Source organism: Cytobacillus sp. FSL R7-0680 (genome assembly GCF_038009245.1).
Classification (GTDB): domain Bacteria; phylum Bacillota; class Bacilli; order Bacillales; family Cytobacillaceae; genus Cytobacillus; species Cytobacillus kochii.
This window is the reverse complement of record NZ_JBBPAO010000001.1, coordinates 266,216-285,203: the sequence shown is the minus strand read 5'-3', so window position 1 is coordinate 285,203 and position 18,988 is coordinate 266,216. Positions and strand designations below refer to the sequence as shown.

The following is an 18,988-nucleotide window of genomic DNA, read 5'->3' as shown; positions in this document are numbered from 1 at the left end:
TATATTACTTAGCCCCAAGTAAATTTTCAACGATAAATGCTAATTCTTCTTCCAATGAAATGGGATCATTGAAATAGAAAGAAGAAGAGTCAAATGTAAACACGCGGTCATTTTCCACTGCTGGGATGCCTTTCCAAACATCTGTTTCAGTAAAGGAATTATCGGCTCCTTGTCCATCTCCTAGGAAAATATAATCTCCAGCATATTTTGGTATGACTTCTGAAGATATAGCTAAGTACCCTGGTCCAAATACTTCTTCTTCTACCGCTTTAGGTGCTTTTAAACCAAGTGCTTGATAAATGATTTCTGTTCCGCGTCCCCAGTTCTCACCATACACATACATGTCTTTACCAAATGTCTCAAATACCATAATAGTCGCATCATCACCAATTGCCTCTTTTACTTTCTCACCTTCAGCAGCTGTCTTTTCTTTCCACTCTTCCACCCATGCTTGTGCTTCCTGCTCTTTTCCTAACACCTTACCTATTTCAAGGTGTTGATCTAAATAGCCATATTTTTCATAAGTTAATGTGACGGTTGGCGCGATTTCTTTGTATTTATCTAAATTTTCGTCAGTTGAATATGCAATAATTAAATCTGGTTCTAATTCTAATAATTTCTCTACATTATCTGCTGTAATGACTTCAGAATCTTTCAGTTTATCACCATAAAATTTGTTCGCTTTAGACCACTCATCTATTGCTACTGGCGTAATCCCTAATGATAGAACATTACCAGTGTAAGCCATAGATGCTACTCTTTCAGGATTAGCTGGTAACTCCATTTCTCCATTTTCTGATTTATATGTAAATGTTTCTTTTTCCGTTTCCTTACTGCCTTCACCTGACGATTCATTCCCACCATTTCCGCAAGCTGTTAAAACTAATAATAGAATAAAAAATAAAAATACCAATTGCTTTTTCAAGTTCTCCATCCACCTTTAAAATAATAATCATTCTCAATTATAGTCAAAAAAAGAAGCAAATCATTAAACGACTTGCTCTTGAACTACCATCCTACTATCAATTAAATCATAAGTTAAGCAGATTGGTTTTTGTGTACGTGGATCAATACCAATTTCTGCATCAATATTAAATACTTCTCTTAAAATCTGCTTATTCATAACTTCCTTCGCAGCACCATTTTTAATAATTTTGCCTGCTCTCATAGCAATTAAATAATCAGCAAACCTTGCTGCATGGTTTAAATCATGAATAACCATAACAATTGTTCTATTTTCTAACTGATTAAGCTCTTTTAACAGTTCTAATACTTCCAATTGATGACACATATCTAAATATGTAGTCGGCTCATCTAATAAGATTATATCAGTCTCTTGAGCCAAAGCCATCGCGATCCATACTCTTTGCCGCTGTCCACCAGACAATGCATCTACTTCTCTATCTTTAAATTCTGCAATTCCTGTTACTTGGAGTGCCCAATCTATCACCTGGCGATCTTTTGCTGTTAATCTCCCCATACCCTTTTGATATGGAAATCTTCCATAAGATACTAGCTCTGAAACCGTTAAGCCTTCAGGAGCATCAGGAGATTGAGGAAGAATGGCCATTTTTTGTGCAATCGCTTTTGTCGATTCCTTACTGATTTGCTTACCATCAAGATATACAGACCCAGCTTTGGCTTGGATAATTCTTGCAATCGTCTTTAAGACAGTCGATTTACCACAACCATTCGGCCCAATAATAGCCGTAATCTCACCGTCTGGTATCATCATGTTTAAGTTCTTCACAATCTCTCTATCACCGTATGCAATTCTTAAGTCTTCAGTAAATAATCTAGACAAGGTCATTCACTCCATCCGAACATTTTAGATCATCATCATGTCATTGATAATGATTATCAACTTCAAAGAAAATTTTATCTAATAAAAGCTATCCTGTCAACCATCAATACGAAAAGTTTTCATTTCCACCATATTTCTTGTTAACCAACCTGTATTCTGCATATATTTTTTAAGGAGAATGCATTTCTCGTTACTGAAGCCTTTCATCCATTCTCTTCACTCATTATGCACTTCGTTAAGGTTAGTAAAAAACAACAAAACTAATCACTTCAACTAAAAAAACTGTAGACAATCTGCTAATAAATAGAGATTGTCTACAGTCCTTTACTTCCATATAAGCGGGTGAAGGGAATCGAACCCTCATCATCAGCTTGGAAGGCTGAGGTTTTACCACTAAACTACACCCGCAAATACCGGTGGTCGGGGTCGAACCGACACTCCGTGATGGAACACGATTTTGAGTCGTGCGCGTCTGCCAATTCCGCCACACCGGCAAATATTCTTTTATTTAATTATGGTGCCGAGGACCGGAATCGAACCGGTACGGTAGTCACCTACCGCAGGATTTTAAGTCCTGTGCGTCTGCCAGTTCCGCCACCCCGGCATGAGGTGTATAAAAATGAGTGAATATGTATTGGAGGCGGCAACCGGATTTGAACCGGTGGTGAAGGTTTTGCAGACCTCTGCCTTACCACTTGGCTATGCCGCCATCAATATAAATAACTACTTGGAGCGGAAGACGGGATTCGAACCCGCGACCCTCACCTTGGCAAGGTGATGTTCTACCACTGAACTACTTCCGCAGATCTGGCTGGGCTAGCAGGGTTCGAACCTGCGAATGACGGAATCAAAATCCGTTGCCTTACCACTTGGCTATAGCCCATTTGTATATTCTATGCATGAAAGCAAAAAATGTGAATTTAAAATAATGGGGCGGCTGATGGGAATCGAACCCACGAATGTCGGAACCACAATCCGATGCGTTAACCACTTCGCCACAACCGCCATAATTGGCAGGGGTAGTAGGAATCGAACCCACATCAAAGGTTTTGGAGACCTTCGTTTTACCATTAAACTATACCCCTAGATGGTGGAGGGGGGCAGATTCGAACTGCCGAACCCGAAGGAGCGGATTTACAGTCCGCCGCGTTTAGCCACTTCGCTACCCCTCCATAAAAAACAATGCCGGCCAGAGGACTTGAACCCCCAACCTACTGATTACAAGTCAGTTGCTCTACCAATTGAGCTAGGCCGGCAAATGGTGGCTCAGGACGGAATCGAACCGCCGACACAAGGATTTTCAGTCCTTTGCTCTACCGACTGAGCTACTGAGCCAAAACTTATACGTTTTACAATATGTTTTAAATTAATTTGTGTGAATTTATGTAGTGGCGGTCCGGACGGGACTCGAACCCGCGACCTCCTGCGTGACAGGCAGGCATTCTAACCAACTGAACTACCGGACCAAATTGCGGGGGCAGGATTTGAACCTGCGACCTTCGGGTTATGAGCCCGACGAGCTACCGGACTGCTCCACCCCGCGATAATATGAATGGTGGAGGATGACGGGATCGAACCGCCGACCCTCTGCTTGTAAGGCAGATGCTCTCCCAGCTGAGCTAATCCTCCAAAATGGTGACCCCTACGGGATTCGAACCCGTGTTACCGCCGTGAAAGGGCGGTGTCTTAACCGCTTGACCAAGGGGCCAATTTATATGTTTAATGGCGGAGAGCAAGGGATTTGAACCCTTGAGACGGCTATAAACCGCCTACACGATTTCCAATCGTGCTCCTTCGGCCAGCTCGGACAGCTCTCCATTGGCTCCGCAGGTAGGATTCGAACCTACGACCGTTCGGTTAACAGCCGAATGCTCTACCACTGAGCTACTGCGGAATAATTTAATAGTATGTATGCCCGGCAACTTCCTACTCTCACAAGGGGACAGCCCCTAACTACCATCGGCGCTTTAGAAGCTTAACTTCCGTGTTCGGTATGGGAACGGGTGTGACCTTCTCGCTATCGCCACCGGACTTTTTAAAGACATATATTATTATAACGTCTTTAATAAAATTTTCAAGAGAAATTTTAAATCATTCTCTGAAAACTAGGTAATGTTGAAGAAGATTGTTTTGAGTAATCGCCTGAATGCGTGCTGACGCGACTACTTACGTAGTGCTGTCTAGCTGCGGCGGCTTAAAGCCGCCCGCATTTCGTATTGTCCAGCTACAGCGCCTAGGTAGGTGCTTTCGCTTTTCGTTTTTGGTTAAGTCCTCGATCGATTAGTATTAGTCAGCTACATGTGTCGCCACACTTCCACCTCTAACCTATCAACCTGATCATCTTTCAGGGATCTTACTAGCTTGCGCTATGGGAAATCTCATCTCGAGGGGGGCTTCATGCTTAGATGCTTTCAGCACTTATCCCTTCCGCACATAGCTACCCAGCGATGCCTTTGGCAAGACAACTGGTACACCAGCGGTGCGTCCATCCCGGTCCTCTCGTACTAAGGACAGCTCCTCTCAAATTTCCTGCGCCCACGACGGATAGGGACCGAACTGTCTCACGACGTTCTGAACCCAGCTCGCGTACCGCTTTAATGGGCGAACAGCCCAACCCTTGGGACCGACTACAGCCCCAGGATGCGATGAGCCGACATCGAGGTGCCAAACCTCCCCGTCGATGTGGACTCTTGGGGGAGATAAGCCTGTTATCCCCGGGGTAGCTTTTATCCGTTGAGCGATGGCCCTTCCATGCGGAACCACCGGATCACTAAGCCCGACTTTCGTCCCTGCTCGACTTGTAGGTCTCGCAGTCAAGCTCCCTTGTGCCTTTACACTCTACGAATGATTTCCAACCATTCTGAGGGAACCTTTGGGCGCCTCCGTTACTCTTTAGGAGGCGACCGCCCCAGTCAAACTGCCCACCTGACACTGTCTCCCATCCCGATAAGGGATGTGGGTTAGAATTTCAATACAGCCAGGGTAGTATCCCACCGACGCCTCCACCGAAGCTAGCGCTCCGGCTTCTAAGGCTCCTACCTATCCTGTACAAGCTGTACCAAAATTCAATATCAGGCTACAGTAAAGCTCCACGGGGTCTTTCCGTCCTGTCGCGGGTAACCTGCATCTTCACAGGTACTATAATTTCACCGAGTCTCTCGTTGAGACAGTGCCCAGATCGTTACGCCTTTCGTGCGGGTCGGAACTTACCCGACAAGGAATTTCGCTACCTTAGGACCGTTATAGTTACGGCCGCCGTTTACTGGGGCTTCGATTCAAAGCTTCGCGTGAGCTAACCTCTCCTCTTAACCTTCCAGCACCGGGCAGGCGTCAGCCCCTATACTTCGCCTTGCGGCTTCGCAGAGACCTGTGTTTTTGCTAAACAGTCGCCTGGGCCTATTCACTGCGGCTCATCAAGGCTTTAACACCCTAATGAGCACCCCTTCTCCCGAAGTTACGGGGTCATTTTGCCGAGTTCCTTAACGAGAGTTCTCTCGCTCACCTTAGGATTCTCTCCTCGCCTACCTGTGTCGGTTTGCGGTACGGGCACCTTATTCCTCGCTAGAGGCTTTTCTTGGCAGTGTGGAATCAAGAACTTCGGTACTAAATTTCCCTCGCTATCACAGCTCAAGGTATGTGACCATGGGATTTGCCTCATGGTCCCTCTAACTGCTTAGACGCACATCCAATAGTGCGCTTACCCTATCCTCCTGCGTCCCCCCATCACTCAAACAGAATACGGTGGTACAGGAATATCAACCTGTTGTCCATCGCCTACGCTTTTCAGCCTCGGCTTAGGTCCCGACTAACCCTGAGCGGACGAGCCTTCCTCAGGAAACCTTAGGCATTCGGTGGATGGGATTCTCACCCATCTTTCGCTACTCATACCGGCATTCTCACTTCTAAGCGCTCCACCAGTCCTTACGGTCTAGCTTCAACGCCCTTAGAACGCTCTCCTACCACTGAACATCAACGATGTTCAATCCACAGCTTCGGTGATACGTTTAGCCCCGGTACATTTTCGGCGCGGAGTCACTCGACCAGTGAGCTATTACGCACTCTTTAAATGGTGGCTGCTTCTAAGCCAACATCCTGGTTGTCTAAGCAACTCCACATCCTTTTCCACTTAACGTATACTTTGGGACCTTAGCTGGTGGTCTGGGCTGTTTCCCTCTTGACTACGGATCTTATCACTCGCAGTCTGACTCCCATGGATAAATCTTTGGCATTCGGAGTTTGTCTGAATTCGGTAACCCGATGAGGGCCCCTAGTCCAAACAGTGCTCTACCTCCAAGATTCTTACGCATGAGGCTAGCCCTAAAGCTATTTCGGAGAGAACCAGCTATCTCCAAGTTCGATTGGAATTTCTCCGCTACCCACACCTCATCCCCGCACTTTTCAACGTACGTGGGTTCGGGCCTCCATCCAGTGTTACCTGGACTTCACCCTGGACATGGGTAGATCACCTGGTTTCGGGTCTACGACCACATACTAAATTCGCCCTATTCAGACTCGCTTTCGCTACGGCTCCGTCTGTCCAACTTAACCTCGCATGTAATCGTAACTCGCCGGTTCATTCTACAAAAGGCACGCTATCACCCATTAACGGGCTCTAACTACTTGTAGGCACACGGTTTCAGGATCTCTTTCACTCCCCTTCCGGGGTGCTTTTCACCTTTCCCTCACGGTACTGGTTCACTATCGGTCACTAGGGAGTATTTAGCCTTGGGAGATGGTCCTCCCTGCTTCCGACGGGATTTCTCGTGTCCCGCCGTACTCAGGATCCACTCTGGAGGGAACGAAGTTTCAACTACAGGGCTTTTACCTCCTATGGCGGGCCTTTCCAGACCTCTTCGTCTATCTCGTTCCTTTGTAACTCCGTATAGAATGTCCTACAACCCCAAGAGGCAAGCCTCTTGGTTTGGGCTAATCCCGTTTCGCTCGCCGCTACTCAGGGAATCGCGTTTGCTTTCTCTTCCTCCGGGTACTTAGATGTTTCAGTTCCCCGGGTCTGCCTTCCATACCCTATGTATTCAGGTATGGATCCTATCCCATAACGGATAGGGGGTTTCCCCATTCGGAAATCTCCGGATCAAAGCTTACTTACAGCTCCCCGAAGCATATCGGTGTTAGTCCCGTCCTTCATCGGCTCCTAGTGCCAAGGCATTCACCGTGCGCCCTTATTAACTTAACCATTGTTCGGCTTGCGATAAGCTACGCATTTCGGCGTCAGCTCACTCGTCAACATCCTCATGTGCACAAGACGCACACTCCGGTGTTTCCTCGCTCGCTTCCTTGAACTGCTTGCTTCTCACAACCCTCCGGTTGTATGTTTTTAAAAAAAGTTTAGTATCTCTACTCTATTATATAGAGAGAAAATAACTAAGGTGGCGATTACTCGGTAATCTTCTTCATTACATTATCTAGTTTTCAAAGAACGATTGATGAATGGTAAGCTTTGGTATTCTCGTCAGCTTACGCTTCCTTGAATCCTTCGCTACTTTCACCTTATTTTGAGAGATTATACTCTCAAAACTGAACGAACAGTCTAACATCAAGTTAATTCCGTATATTCCTTAGAAAGGAGGTGATCCAGCCGCACCTTCCGATACGGCTACCTTGTTACGACTTCACCCCAATCATCTGTCCCACCTTAGGCGGCTGGCTCCAAAAGGTTACCCCACCGACTTCGGGTGTTACAAACTCTCGTGGTGTGACGGGCGGTGTGTACAAGGCCCGGGAACGTATTCACCGCGGCATGCTGATCCGCGATTACTAGCGATTCCGGCTTCATGTAGGCGAGTTGCAGCCTACAATCCGAACTGAGAATGGTTTTATGGGATTGGCTAAACCTCGCGGTCTTGCAGCCCTTTGTACCATCCATTGTAGCACGTGTGTAGCCCAGGTCATAAGGGGCATGATGATTTGACGTCATCCCCACCTTCCTCCGGTTTGTCACCGGCAGTCACCTTAGAGTGCCCAACTAAATGCTGGCAACTAAGATCAAGGGTTGCGCTCGTTGCGGGACTTAACCCAACATCTCACGACACGAGCTGACGACAACCATGCACCACCTGTCACTCTGTCCCCCGAAGGGGAAAGTCCTATCTCTAGGATTGTCAGAGGATGTCAAGACCTGGTAAGGTTCTTCGCGTTGCTTCGAATTAAACCACATGCTCCACCGCTTGTGCGGGCCCCCGTCAATTCCTTTGAGTTTCAACCTTGCGGTCGTACTCCCCAGGCGGAGTGCTTAATGCGTTTGCTGCAGCACTAAAGGGCGGAAACCCTCTAACACTTAGCACTCATCGTTTACGGCGTGGACTACCAGGGTATCTAATCCTGTTTGCTCCCCACGCTTTCGCGCCTCAGCGTCAGTTACAGACCAGAAAGTCGCCTTCGCCACTGGTGTTCCTCCAAATCTCTACGCATTTCACCGCTACACTTGGAATTCCACTTTCCTCTTCTGCACTCAAGTTCCCCAGTTTCCAATGACCCTCCACGGTTGAGCCGTGGGCTTTCACATCAGACTTAAGGAACCGCCTGCGCGCGCTTTACGCCCAATAATTCCGGACAACGCTTGCCACCTACGTATTACCGCGGCTGCTGGCACGTAGTTAGCCGTGGCTTTCTGGTTAGGTACCGTCAAGGTACCGGCAGTTACTCCGATACTTGTTCTTCCCTAACAACAGAGTTTTACGATCCGAAAACCTTCATCACTCACGCGGCGTTGCTCCGTCAGACTTTCGTCCATTGCGGAAGATTCCCTACTGCTGCCTCCCGTAGGAGTCTGGGCCGTGTCTCAGTCCCAGTGTGGCCGATCACCCTCTCAGGTCGGCTACGCATCGTCGCCTTGGTGAGCCGTTACCTCACCAACTAGCTAATGCGCCGCGGGCCCATCTGTAAGTGATAGCAGAACCATCTTTCAATCTAATTATATGTATAAATAGATATTATCCGGTATTAGCCCCGGTTTCCCGGAGTTATCCCAGTCTTACAGGCAGGTTGCCCACGTGTTACTCACCCGTCCGCCGCTAATCTTTGGGAGCAAGCTCCCTCAGATTCGCTCGACTTGCATGTATTAGGCACGCCGCCAGCGTTCGTCCTGAGCCAGGATCAAACTCTCCAATAAAGTGTTTGATTAGCTCATTTGCACCTATGGTGCTTTGTTGCTGATAAATCAGCTTTTTTAGAATTACGCTTGACGTTTTACGTTCGTTCAGTTTTCAAAGAACAATCTCGTTCGCTTTAGAAGCGACTTTCCAATAATAACATATCTATTATTATGGAGTCAATACTTTTTTAAATCATCCGTCGCGTTAGCTGTTTTTCATACAGTTATTAGCGACGGTTATTAATATATCATCATTTTTTTCCTGGGTCAACCACTTTTTGCTTTTTTAATATAATTTATTACAAACTGTAATATCGGTGTTTAATCCCTTTTCCTTTTGTTTCTTCACTAATCACTTTAATAAACCCTTTATCAATTAAGTATTCTAGTAGAATCACCAAATCCACTGAGTAGTGTCTCAGTTCTTTATGCTGGATGATTTCTTGAATTGTCCAAACTGATTGTTCTGCTAAAACTTCAAGTAAATGGCCAACTCCAGCCTTTGTTCGTGAATGAATTAAAAATTCACTAGCTAAAAATAATAGCTCTAACCTTTTCTCAAGCGGCTCATGACTTTGTACTAACTCTTCATAAAGTTTCATTATTTCTGGTTCCATATGGCGAATTTGATTCCACAATGTTACTTCTGGATGGAAACCATTTTCTATAATTGAAAGCCTTGCTAAATGATGCAAAGAATGAACAACATTATTATAAGCATCGAAATAATTCTGATTTTCAAACAAAGTTTTCCCATCTGTATATCTTCTTATCAGCTTAGCAAACTCTAGTCCCATTTTGAGCTTTCTGTCCTTGAAAGGGAATTCGTTTAATTTATCACGCAAGTTTCCTATATATTCATTGCGATCAAATAAAACCTTCCCACTATAAAGCCAGTCAAAAATCTTCCTATTACTCCCCATAAGTATCCATTGATCCAATTGTTGCTTCGTTATTATTTGCATTGAGGCTTTCTTATCTTCAAATGTGTAATGCTTCACAAAAATAGGCGTATCCGCATTTTCTACGATAATTAATAGTATTGCATCAAACGTATCTCTATTTGAAATTGTCTTTTCATTTCCCTCTACAATTAACACACCTAGTGTATTTAGTTGACTAGCTCTTTCTTGATAAATAGGACGGAGTATATCTTCCATCATAACGCCCCCATAATTTCGTATTAATATATATTAGTTCGACAATTCATCTAAATTTCCTTTGATAAACACCAACAAATAGTGACAATTTTTTTATTTTTTCTTACAATGATATGATATAGTTAGTGTTTAGGAGGGAACAAAATGGCAAAAAAATATTCGAGTAAAATAAATAAAATAAGAACCTTCGCTTTAAGCTTAATATTTGTTGGATTTATTGTCATGTACATAGGTATCTTTTTCAGAACTTCACCATTAATTATGTCTTTATGTATGCTGCTTGGTGTATTATTCATTATTGCTAGTACGGTTATTTACTTGTGGATTGGCATCCTTTCAACTAAAGCAATACAAGTTGTTTGCCCAAATTGTAACAAGCCAACCAAAATATTAGGACGGGTTGATATGTGCATGCATTGTCGTGAACCACTAACGCTCGATCGCTCACTAGAAGGAAAAGATTTTGACGAAAAATATAATCGAAAAGATACTTCATTAAAACAGTAGATTTTCACACGCCAAAAAGGATGTAAATCTTAAAACAAACAATATGTTTACTCATTTGTATAGAAAACTAAGCAAAAAAATACAGAGAAAAAGCTGGCAGCAGTACGCTGACAGCTTTAGACATTTTTTAATGCATTTCTTTTTTCTTTGAACACTCTGGACATTCCCCATAAACTTCCATTCTATGGTGACTTACTTTAAAGCCAGTCACATGTGCTGCTAATTGTTCAACTTCATCCAAACCAGGATAATGAAAATCAACAATTTTACCACAACCTTCACAAATGACGTGATAATGTTGTGTTGTTACAAAATCAAATCTGCTGGATGAATCTCCATAGGTTAGTTCTTTTACTAACCCAACCTCACGAAATACTCTTAAATTATTGTAAACTGTAGCCACACTCATATTTGGGAACGTTCCCTCTAATGCTTTGTATATGTCATCAGCTGTTGGGTGCGTCATTGAGTTTATTAAATATTCAAGTATCGCATGACGCTGTGGAGTAATGCGAACCCCTGTATCTTTTAACGTATCCAATGCTTCTTTAAGATGTGTTTGCGCCACCGTCATGCACCTCTCTTCTATTCATTCTTAAATTATAATCTTTATAAATAGTTTACTAATAATTATTGAAAGTTGTCAATAACCGCGTTTCAAGAAGTATGTTTTTCTTATTTTATCATATAGACTAAACTCATCTAATATTCCATCTTTAATAAACTTAACTTTGTTAATACCTTTGTATTTCTCATCCCACAAATCAACAGATCTAACCTGTCATCATAAAAAATTCCGGACTCATTTTAAAAGTCCGGAAAATATATTTGAGGAGGTATGCCCTAGTTTAATCATATTCAAACTAGCTTTACTTGCGTGGACAAAAGCCTTAAATTTTTTAAAATGGGCAAGTTATTATCATGTTATTTAAAAGCCTAACCTTTTCTATCCTGTAAGAAATGCAATGCATCCTCTACATGTCCTTTTACTTTCACTTTTCGCCACTCTTTTATTAGTCTGCCTTCCTCGTCAATCACAAATGTAGAGCGTTCAATCCCCATATATTCTTTACCAAAATTCTTTTTCAACTTCCAAACTCCGTAGCTTTCTGCAACTTCATGATTTTCATCTGCAAGCAAAAGAAATGGTAACCCATGTTTCTCAATAAATTTCTCATGACGTTTAATTGGGTCAGGACTGACACCAATAATGACCGTATTCACATCAGAAAAGTCATTATGCTTATCGCGGAAATCACATGCCTCAGTCGTACAACCAGGTGTCATATCCTTAGGATAAAAATATAATACGACATTTCTCCCGCGAAAATCTTCTAGATTAACAACTTCTCCATTACTTGCTTCTAATGTAAATGCGGGTGCTTTTTCTCCAAGTTCTATACTCATAAATCGTTCACTCCTTAACCACGTTTTTCTTAGACTATAAAAAACAAGAGTGAAATACAAGTAAACACCCTTCTTCTCATTGATCATTCTTATTATCAATATTAAAAACAACTCTTGCGACAAATGCTGTTGGAATGACATAACCTATCAACGCTTCAACCATCGCAACCATACGGCCTAAACCCACAGGGATAACATCTCCATAACCCAATGAAAAAAGAGTAACAGCACTAAAATAAAAACCTGATGCAAGACGATCTAAGAAATTAATACCTCCATAGCTTGTTTCATCTATTAGCACAACATGCCCATTTAAATCGAGAATAATATATATTAACCCAAAAGCAATTAAAATCGTAGCATATAGACAAATTAAATAAAAAAAGTTATCTAATGACACCCATCTTCCCTTCGTTCTTTTAGGGGTTAAGAGGCTTTGCATACTCATAAAAATACATAATGTAACAGTAAAAATAACGAAAAAAAATAGCAAGACTAACCTCACCTCTCTCGTGACGGTATTACCATTATACGTTCAACCTTTTGAGAGTATGACAAGTTGTCTTACTGACTATAGATATGAAAATATTTTGCTTTTAACATATCGATAGCTTACATGTTAAAATATAAAGGGAGATTATATTACTTAAGGAGGAATATTGATGCATTTTATCAATTCCGAACGACTACATAAAGAAGCTGTTGAACACATTGTCGGGGGCGTAAACAGCCCTTCTCGTTCTTATAAAGCGGTTGGTGGAGGATCACCTGTTGCAATGGAGAGAGGCCAAGGTGCTTACTTCTTTGATGTAGATGGGAATCAATATATTGATTATTTAGCAGCCTATGGACCCATTATTACAGGACATGCTCACCCTCATATAACGAAAGCCATTAAAGAAGCTGCCGAAAGAGGAGTACTATTTGGCACACCTACTCCGTATGAAGTAGACTTCGCTAAATTGCTAAAAGAGGCGATGCCTAATTTAGAAAAAGTAAGATTTGTGAATTCCGGTACGGAAGCTGTGATGACAACCATAAGGGTTGCAAGAGCGTATACAGGAAAAGATAAAATAATTAAATTTGCCGGCTGTTATCACGGACATTCAGATCTAGTACTAGTTGCAGCTGGTTCTGGTCCGTCAACCCTTGGTACACCTGATTCTGCCGGGGTACCTCAATCGATTGCAAAAGAAGTAATCACCGTTCCTTTTAATGACATTGATTCATTTAAACAAGCTATGGATAAATGGGGACATGAGATTGCAGGAGTTTTAGTAGAACCGATTGTAGGGAACTTCGGTATTGTCGAGCCCTTACCAGGGTTCTTGGAAGAGGTAAATGAGATAAGTCATTCACATGGTTCACTCGTTATATATGATGAAGTTATTACCGCTTTCCGTTTTCACTATGGAGGTGCACAGGATTTATTAGGTGTGCAACCAGACCTCACAGCATTAGGAAAAATCATTGGCGGCGGCTTACCCATTGGTGCCTACGGTGGAAAAAAAGAGATTATGGAGAGTGTTGCTCCACTAGGTCCCGCCTATCAAGCAGGAACAATGGCAGGAAACCCTGCATCAATCTTAGCTGGAATTGCTTGCTTAGAAGTATTAAAACAACCTGGGGTATATGAATACTTAGATAGATTAGGTGAAAAGCTTGAAGATGGCATCATGAATGCGGCCAAGCAGTTCAATATTTCCATATCAATTAATCGATTAAAAGGTGCATTAACTGTTTATTTTACTGATGAAAAAGTAATCAACTATGAACAAGCAGAAAATACGGACGGTGAGATGTTTGCTAAGTTCTTCAAGCTTATGTTAAATAGAGGCATCAACCTAGCACCTTCCAAATATGAAGCATGGTTCCTTACAATTGCTCATACAGAAGAAGATATTGACGCTACCATTCAAGCAGTCCATGATACTTTCGAAGAATTAGCCAACCAATAAATAAAATATTCATTTTTTATACACAAAAAGAGAGCCTACTAGCTCTCTTTTTCTCTTGATACATACTATGAAAACGTTTACAAATATAGATTCCGCTATACATTTTTATACATTCTCAACCTTTTCCATATCCATAAAAATGTATAAATAATTGATTTCTGAAAATTCATGTGATATGATAATGAAAATATTCTGTATAATTCCTTCGTTACCGAAACACTTTAATGCGTTACCCAGTTAAATAACATTTCAATTAACTTCGCTAGAAATCTTAACAATCTAGCAACCTCAAAAACATTACTAAACTAGGAGGTGAACGGCTTAAGGCATTGCCTCAAAAAGCCGAATACTATGACTCAACAATGGACCCCTTCCCAATTCAAAAATTTTAATAATCAAGAACACGATGCATGTGGGATTGTTTCTTCATTAGAAAAAGAAAAGATTCCAACACGTGAAAATATTTTCAGTTGTATAGATGCATTAGTAACAATGAACCACCGTGCAGGATTTATTAATGGAGAAGGAGATGGCGTCGGGATTCATATCGATATCCCCCGTACACTCTGGAAAGAAAAACTTAAAAATGCTCAAATCGATTCAACAGTTGTTGACACACCCAATTTTGTCGTCGGTCATCTCTTTTTCACTCGTAATGAACAAAGTGAAACCTTCAAAACAGAAGTACGCCAACTTCTTGATGATAAAGGGTTTTCTTTAATTTTCGAATCAGATGAAGTGACAGATTCTTCTGCACTTGGCCCAATAGCGATTCAAGAGAACCCTGTTTTTTGGCAAATTGCATGTATGGTTGATAAAAATGAAACAGATCTGAATCAAGCGATATTAGAAGTTATTGTAGAAGCAGAAAAAAATGAATTTATTCACGTAGCATCCCTTAGTCAGTTTCATGCTGTATATAAAGTAATGGGAGCTGGCGATATTTTACCTAAATACTACCATGACCTAGCAAACCCATTGGTAGCTTCGACTATGACTCTTGGCCATAATCGTTATTCGACTAATACACTCTCAAGCTTTTTTCGTGTGCAACCATTTGCCGTCTTAGGGCATAATGGTGAAATTAATACGATTGCAAAATTACGCGACGAAGCTAGAATGATTAATGTACCACTCGTTAGAGGAGGTAGTGATTCCCAAGATTTAAGCAGAACCATTGAAACACTCATTTGTAGAGATGGCTATTCATTATTTGAAGCGATGGACGTACTCTTCCCTCCAATCATTAACGAAATCAAGTCATACCCTCCGCATTTGCAAGATTTATATACTTATATAAGAGAAGCATGGGGACATTTCGCTCAAGGGCCTGCTGGAATTATCTCAAGATTCGGAGACGAAGCAGTATATAGTGTAGACTCCCTTGGATTAAGACCCCTTTGGATGTTAGAGACTGAAAGTTCTTATTTATTCTCATCTGAACCAGGGATTATTTCATCGAGTGAATATGTAAATGAACCAAAGCCCTTATCTCCTGGTGAAAAAGTTGGCTTCAAATGGAACGGTAATAAACTAGAAAAATATGAACATGAAAACTATCAGGAAGAAACATTTAATCGCTTCTCTTCTCGTGTAAATGTTAAAGATTATAAAAATCGTTTAAGTGCGCCAGTTTTGAATAAAGTAACTACAATGGCTTTCCCTACAAAAATTCATAATGGTCAATATAAAGCGTTTGGTTGGGAAAGAGACCATGTGAACTTAGTAGAACAAATGGCAGAAAAAGGCGCGGAACCTATCCGTTCACTTGGCCATGATGCTCCATTAGCTGCTTTAAATGGTGAGAGAACAAATATCGCTGATTTTATTAAAGAAAGTGTCGCAGTTGTTACGAACCCTGCCATCGATAGAGATAGAGAAACAGAACATTTCTCTACTAGAACAATTATCGGTAAAAGACCGTCGCTCTTTAATAATGAAGAATCAATAGATGTACTTGAATTACAAACACCATTATTAATAGAAGGAAAATTAGGATACGAGTGTGTTAAGGAAATCAATCAGCCTAGCTATGATCAAGTAACTGAATATTATCAAGCACAAAAGAAAATTGCCTATCTTTCTATCACTTTTTCAAAAGATGAAACGATTAAAGAGGCAATTTCACGCTTATCAAAAGAAGCGATTGAATCAGTTAAAGCTGGTAAAACACTTATTGTCTTGAATGATGCTAGTGCTCATCAAGAAGATTCCTACTGGATGGATCCACACTTAGTCGTATCTGCCATTGATCAAGCATTAGTAAAAGAAACAATAAGAAGAGACTGTTCTTTACTTTTACGTTCCGCTTCTATCAGGTCATTACATGATATTATTACAGCTTACGGTTTAGGTGCAGATTTAATTAGCCCATATTATATGTTTGTAACTGTTGCTAACGAAGAAATAACTCCTCTTGTTAACTTATATTCAGCTTTAACAAAAGGGTTGGAAAAGGTAATCTCTACAATCGGTATTCATGAACTAAGAGGATATGGTCGCTTATTCTCAACTATTGGCTTAAACGAAGAAATCGCTGAATATTTAAATATCATCAATTTCTTTGGTTCAGGTGAGCTTAAATACAATTTTGGTCACATGAAAGAAGATGCTTTATTAAGAGCTGAAGACTTTATTAACGAGAAAAACAGAATCGGGAAAACCTTCCATCTATTCCCGAGAATTTGGAAAGCAATTGGTGAAGTTGCATCCACAGGTGAATATGATGCTTACCGTGAAAAGATAAGCGAACAAGAAGCTCAGAACCCAACAACCATCCGTCACCTAACTGATTTTAAACAATCAGAAACCAAAATTTCACCAGAGGATGTTAATATTTCTGTTGGAGATCATAACTTACCATTCGTTATTTCTTCTATGTCATTTGGTTCTCAAAATGAAATTGCTTTTAGAGCCTATGCAGAAGGTGCAGAAAGACTAAATATGATTAGTTTAAATGGCGAAGGCGGAGAAATAAAAGATATGCTCGGGAAATACCCTCGTACAAGAGGTCAGCAAGTTGCCTCAGGACGATTTGGAGTAAACGCTGAGCTTCTTAACTCTTCTAACCTCCTTGAGATTAAAATCGGCCAAGGAGCAAAACCAGGTGAAGGTGGACATCTACCAGGCTCTAAAGTAACAGCTAAAATAGCTGAAGCTAGAAATGCAACAATTGGATCTGATTTAATTTCACCTTCAAATAATCATGATATTTATTCTATTGAAGATTTAGCACAAATGATTCATGAATTAAAAACAGCGAACGATAAGGCGAAAGTGTCAGTTAAAGTTCCTGTTGTGCCTAATATTGGAACAATTGCTGTAGGGATCGCTAAAGCTGGTGCGGATATTATCACTTTAAGTGGGTTTGATGGCGGTACAGGTGCAGCTAGAATCCACGCGCTCCAACATGTTGGATTACCAGTTGAAATTGGTGTTAAAGCGGCACACAACGCCTTACTAGAAGCTGGATTAAGAGATTATGTTGAGCTATGGGCAGACGGCGGCTTAAAAAGTGTTAGTGATGTTTTAAAAGTGATGTTACTTGGTGCAAATAGAGTCGGGTTTGGTACTTTATCAATGTTAGCCATTGGTTGTACAACTTGCCGTGGGTGTCATCTAGATACTTGTCATGTTGGAATTGCTACGCAAATTGATTCAGAGGCACAAGCAAAAGAACATGGGTTAAGAAGATTCGTTCCTCGTCAATTTGAATCTGCTGTCCAAGGTTTAGTTAACTTATTTTCTGCTTTCGGTAAAGAACTGCAAGCACTTGCGGGTAGCATCGGTATTCGCAATTTACAAGATGCCATTGGACGTACAGATTTACTTGAACAAATAAAAGGAAAAGAACAATTGAATTTAGACTACTTACTTCGTACATTAGAGATTTCACAGCTCACCAATAATGAACAACCTAAAGAAGTGAGTGAGGCACAATTACAAGTAGCTGTTGGTGCTGAATATCTAGACAAGAGTGTAGAAGAATTACACCAATCGCGTACCTTCTCTAATGTTACTTCAGAGCAAAGGGTGCTTGGTAGTCGTGTATCTTGTCACCGTGTAAGAGGACGCTTAGATGGATCATATAAAACCCTTCCTCCAGTTGACCTCAAATATAATGATGGGTCTATCCCTGGTAACGGATTAGGAGCCTATAACAGTTTCGGCATAAACATCGAAGTAGCAGGCGGTGCACAAGATGGTATTGGTAAAACTTCCTTCGGTGGTCAAATCTTAATTTTTAAATCGAAAGGTAAGAATGGACAGTATTATAATGGATCTGTTGGAAAAGGTTTTGGCTATGGTGCACAAGTGGGACTTCTCGTTGCCCAAGGAAACGCTGATGCAAGAGCTGGTATTCGTCTATCTGGAGCTGATATGATTATCGGTGGACAACTAACAAGTGCAATTCCAGAGAAGGAATTTGGGAAAATCGGTACAAATGCGAATATTAAGGGATTTGCGTTTGAATATATGACAAACGGTCGCGGCCTTGTATTAGGTGATCCGGGCCCATGGATTTGTGCAGGGATGACAGGTGGCGTCGTCTACTTAAGACATCAACCTGAAATGGGATTAACAAAAGCGGCAATTGAAAGAAGAATAGCTAAAGGTGCAAAAGTAAACGTAACCGAGCTTGACCAAAATGGACTAGATGATGTAAAAGAACTATTAGAAAAATATATCAATCTATTGATGGATCAAAACCAAGAAGAAGAAGCAATTGGTTTAAAAGCTCTTTTATCAGATTTAAGTAGTCACTTTTTGCAAGTTGTTCCAGTTAAAGAACAAGCCGATCCTTCTGTTTCAACTGAGTGATATAACATACATTTCTTTTGCTAAGAAATACTAATTTGATTTTGTTTTTCTGCTAAACTTGAGACACGAGGAATTCTAATGATGAATTTCTCGTGTTTCTTTATGAATTTATGTGACTCATTTCACTGGGAGTGCGGAAACAGATTCGGGCTTCAACATTATCGGTTATCCGTTTGTCTTTAAATGCCAATCTGAAGTTAATTGATATTTCGCCTCATTT

At 41.3% G+C, this 18,988-nt stretch carries 9 protein-coding genes, 17 tRNA genes and 3 rRNA genes; 3 read left to right on the top strand and 26 right to left on the bottom strand.

Annotation, left to right across the window (positions count from 1 at the left end):
• Positions 1-4: 4 nt before the first annotated feature.
• From MKY26_RS01465 to MKY26_RS01355, 23 genes are all read right to left on the bottom strand, one after another.
• Positions 5-925 carry an iron-hydroxamate ABC transporter substrate-binding protein gene (locus MKY26_RS01465; RefSeq protein ID WP_307318270.1) on the bottom strand — a complete coding sequence of 307 codons (921 nt, stop codon included), beginning with the start codon at positions 923-925 and terminating at the stop codon, positions 5-7.
• Positions 926-988: 63 nt separating this feature from the next.
• Positions 989-1,804, bottom strand: coding sequence for an ABC transporter ATP-binding protein (locus MKY26_RS01460; RefSeq protein WP_095369988.1), 816 nt, complete (start codon positions 1,802-1,804; stop codon positions 989-991).
• 337 nt (positions 1,805-2,141) lie between these two features.
• Positions 2,142-2,212, bottom strand: a tRNA-Gly gene (locus MKY26_RS01455).
• 3 nt (positions 2,213-2,215) lie between these two features.
• Positions 2,216-2,298, bottom strand: a tRNA-Leu gene (locus tag MKY26_RS01450).
• A 21-nt stretch (positions 2,299-2,319) separates the two neighbouring features.
• Positions 2,320-2,408, bottom strand: a tRNA-Leu gene (locus MKY26_RS01445).
• A gap of 31 nt (positions 2,409-2,439) precedes the next feature.
• Positions 2,440-2,513, bottom strand: a tRNA-Cys gene (locus tag MKY26_RS01440).
• A gap of 19 nt (positions 2,514-2,532) precedes the next feature.
• Positions 2,533-2,607, bottom strand: a tRNA-Gly gene (locus MKY26_RS01435).
• 5 nt (positions 2,608-2,612) lie between these two features.
• Positions 2,613-2,687 (bottom strand) — tRNA-Gln (locus MKY26_RS01430).
• Between the two features lie 46 nt (positions 2,688-2,733).
• Positions 2,734-2,809 (bottom strand) — tRNA-His (locus MKY26_RS01425).
• A gap of 6 nt (positions 2,810-2,815) precedes the next feature.
• Positions 2,816-2,889: transfer RNA gene (locus tag MKY26_RS01420), tRNA-Trp, on the bottom strand.
• Positions 2,890-2,892: 3 nt separating this feature from the next.
• Positions 2,893-2,976 (bottom strand) — tRNA-Tyr (locus tag MKY26_RS01415).
• 11 nt (positions 2,977-2,987) lie between these two features.
• Positions 2,988-3,060 (bottom strand) — tRNA-Thr (locus MKY26_RS01410).
• Between the two features lie 3 nt (positions 3,061-3,063).
• A tRNA-Phe gene (locus MKY26_RS01405) sits at positions 3,064-3,139 on the bottom strand.
• A 54-nt stretch (positions 3,140-3,193) separates the two neighbouring features.
• Positions 3,194-3,270 (bottom strand) — tRNA-Asp (locus MKY26_RS01400).
• 3 nt (positions 3,271-3,273) lie between these two features.
• Positions 3,274-3,347, bottom strand: a tRNA-Met gene (locus MKY26_RS01395).
• A gap of 10 nt (positions 3,348-3,357) precedes the next feature.
• Positions 3,358-3,433: transfer RNA gene (locus tag MKY26_RS01390), tRNA-Val, on the bottom strand.
• A 4-nt stretch (positions 3,434-3,437) separates the two neighbouring features.
• Positions 3,438-3,512 (bottom strand) — tRNA-Glu (locus tag MKY26_RS01385).
• 15 nt (positions 3,513-3,527) lie between these two features.
• A tRNA-Ser gene (locus MKY26_RS01380) sits at positions 3,528-3,621 on the bottom strand.
• A gap of 2 nt (positions 3,622-3,623) precedes the next feature.
• Positions 3,624-3,698, bottom strand: a tRNA-Asn gene (locus MKY26_RS01375).
• 19 nt (positions 3,699-3,717) lie between these two features.
• Positions 3,718-3,835: ribosomal RNA gene (gene rrf / locus MKY26_RS01370) — 5S ribosomal RNA — on the bottom strand.
• Positions 3,836-4,064: 229 nt separating this feature from the next.
• A 23S ribosomal RNA gene (locus tag MKY26_RS01365) occupies positions 4,065-6,998 on the bottom strand.
• Positions 6,999-7,384: 386 nt separating this feature from the next.
• Positions 7,385-8,933: ribosomal RNA gene (locus MKY26_RS01360) — 16S ribosomal RNA — on the bottom strand.
• The 16S, 23S and 5S rRNA genes sit together here with 17 tRNA genes alongside, the layout of an rRNA operon.
• Before the next feature lie 281 nt (positions 8,934-9,214).
• Positions 9,215-10,075 carry a nucleotidyltransferase-like protein gene (locus MKY26_RS01355; RefSeq protein ID WP_251163047.1) on the bottom strand — a complete coding sequence of 287 codons (861 nt, stop codon included), beginning with the start codon at positions 10,073-10,075 and terminating at the stop codon, positions 9,215-9,217.
• Between the two features lie 144 nt (positions 10,076-10,219).
• Here MKY26_RS01355 and MKY26_RS01350 point away from each other — a divergent pair, with 144 nt between their 5' ends.
• Positions 10,220-10,582, top strand: coding sequence for a YgzB family protein (locus tag MKY26_RS01350; protein ID WP_095369990.1), 363 nt, complete (start codon positions 10,220-10,222; stop codon positions 10,580-10,582).
• Positions 10,583-10,709: 127 nt separating this feature from the next.
• On the opposite strand, the gene perR is transcribed toward MKY26_RS01350, so the two are convergent.
• From perR to MKY26_RS01335, 3 genes are all read right to left on the bottom strand, one after another.
• Complete coding sequence (perR, locus tag MKY26_RS01345) at positions 10,710-11,150, bottom strand: peroxide-responsive transcriptional repressor PerR (protein ID WP_180317040.1); 441 nt, start codon at positions 11,148-11,150, stop codon at positions 10,710-10,712.
• Between the two features lie 368 nt (positions 11,151-11,518).
• Positions 11,519-11,989 (bottom strand): thioredoxin-dependent thiol peroxidase, encoded by a 471-nt coding sequence (bcp, locus tag MKY26_RS01340; protein WP_095369992.1) that lies wholly within the window; start codon positions 11,987-11,989, stop codon positions 11,519-11,521.
• A 76-nt stretch (positions 11,990-12,065) separates the two neighbouring features.
• Entirely contained in the window at positions 12,066-12,482 is a 417-nt protein-coding gene (locus MKY26_RS01335; protein ID WP_224935704.1) for an ion channel, read from the bottom strand.
• A gap of 169 nt (positions 12,483-12,651) precedes the next feature.
• Between MKY26_RS01335 and MKY26_RS01330 the strand changes: the two genes are divergently transcribed.
• Positions 12,652-13,947, top strand: coding sequence for a glutamate-1-semialdehyde 2,1-aminomutase (locus tag MKY26_RS01330; protein WP_095369993.1), 1,296 nt, complete (start codon positions 12,652-12,654; stop codon positions 13,945-13,947).
• Positions 13,948-14,298: 351 nt separating this feature from the next.
• Positions 14,299-18,768: a glutamate synthase-related protein gene (locus MKY26_RS01325; RefSeq protein WP_095369994.1), complete on the top strand. Its 4,470-nt coding sequence runs from the start codon at positions 14,299-14,301 to the stop codon at positions 18,766-18,768.
• The last annotated feature ends 220 nt before the right edge of the window (positions 18,769-18,988 follow it).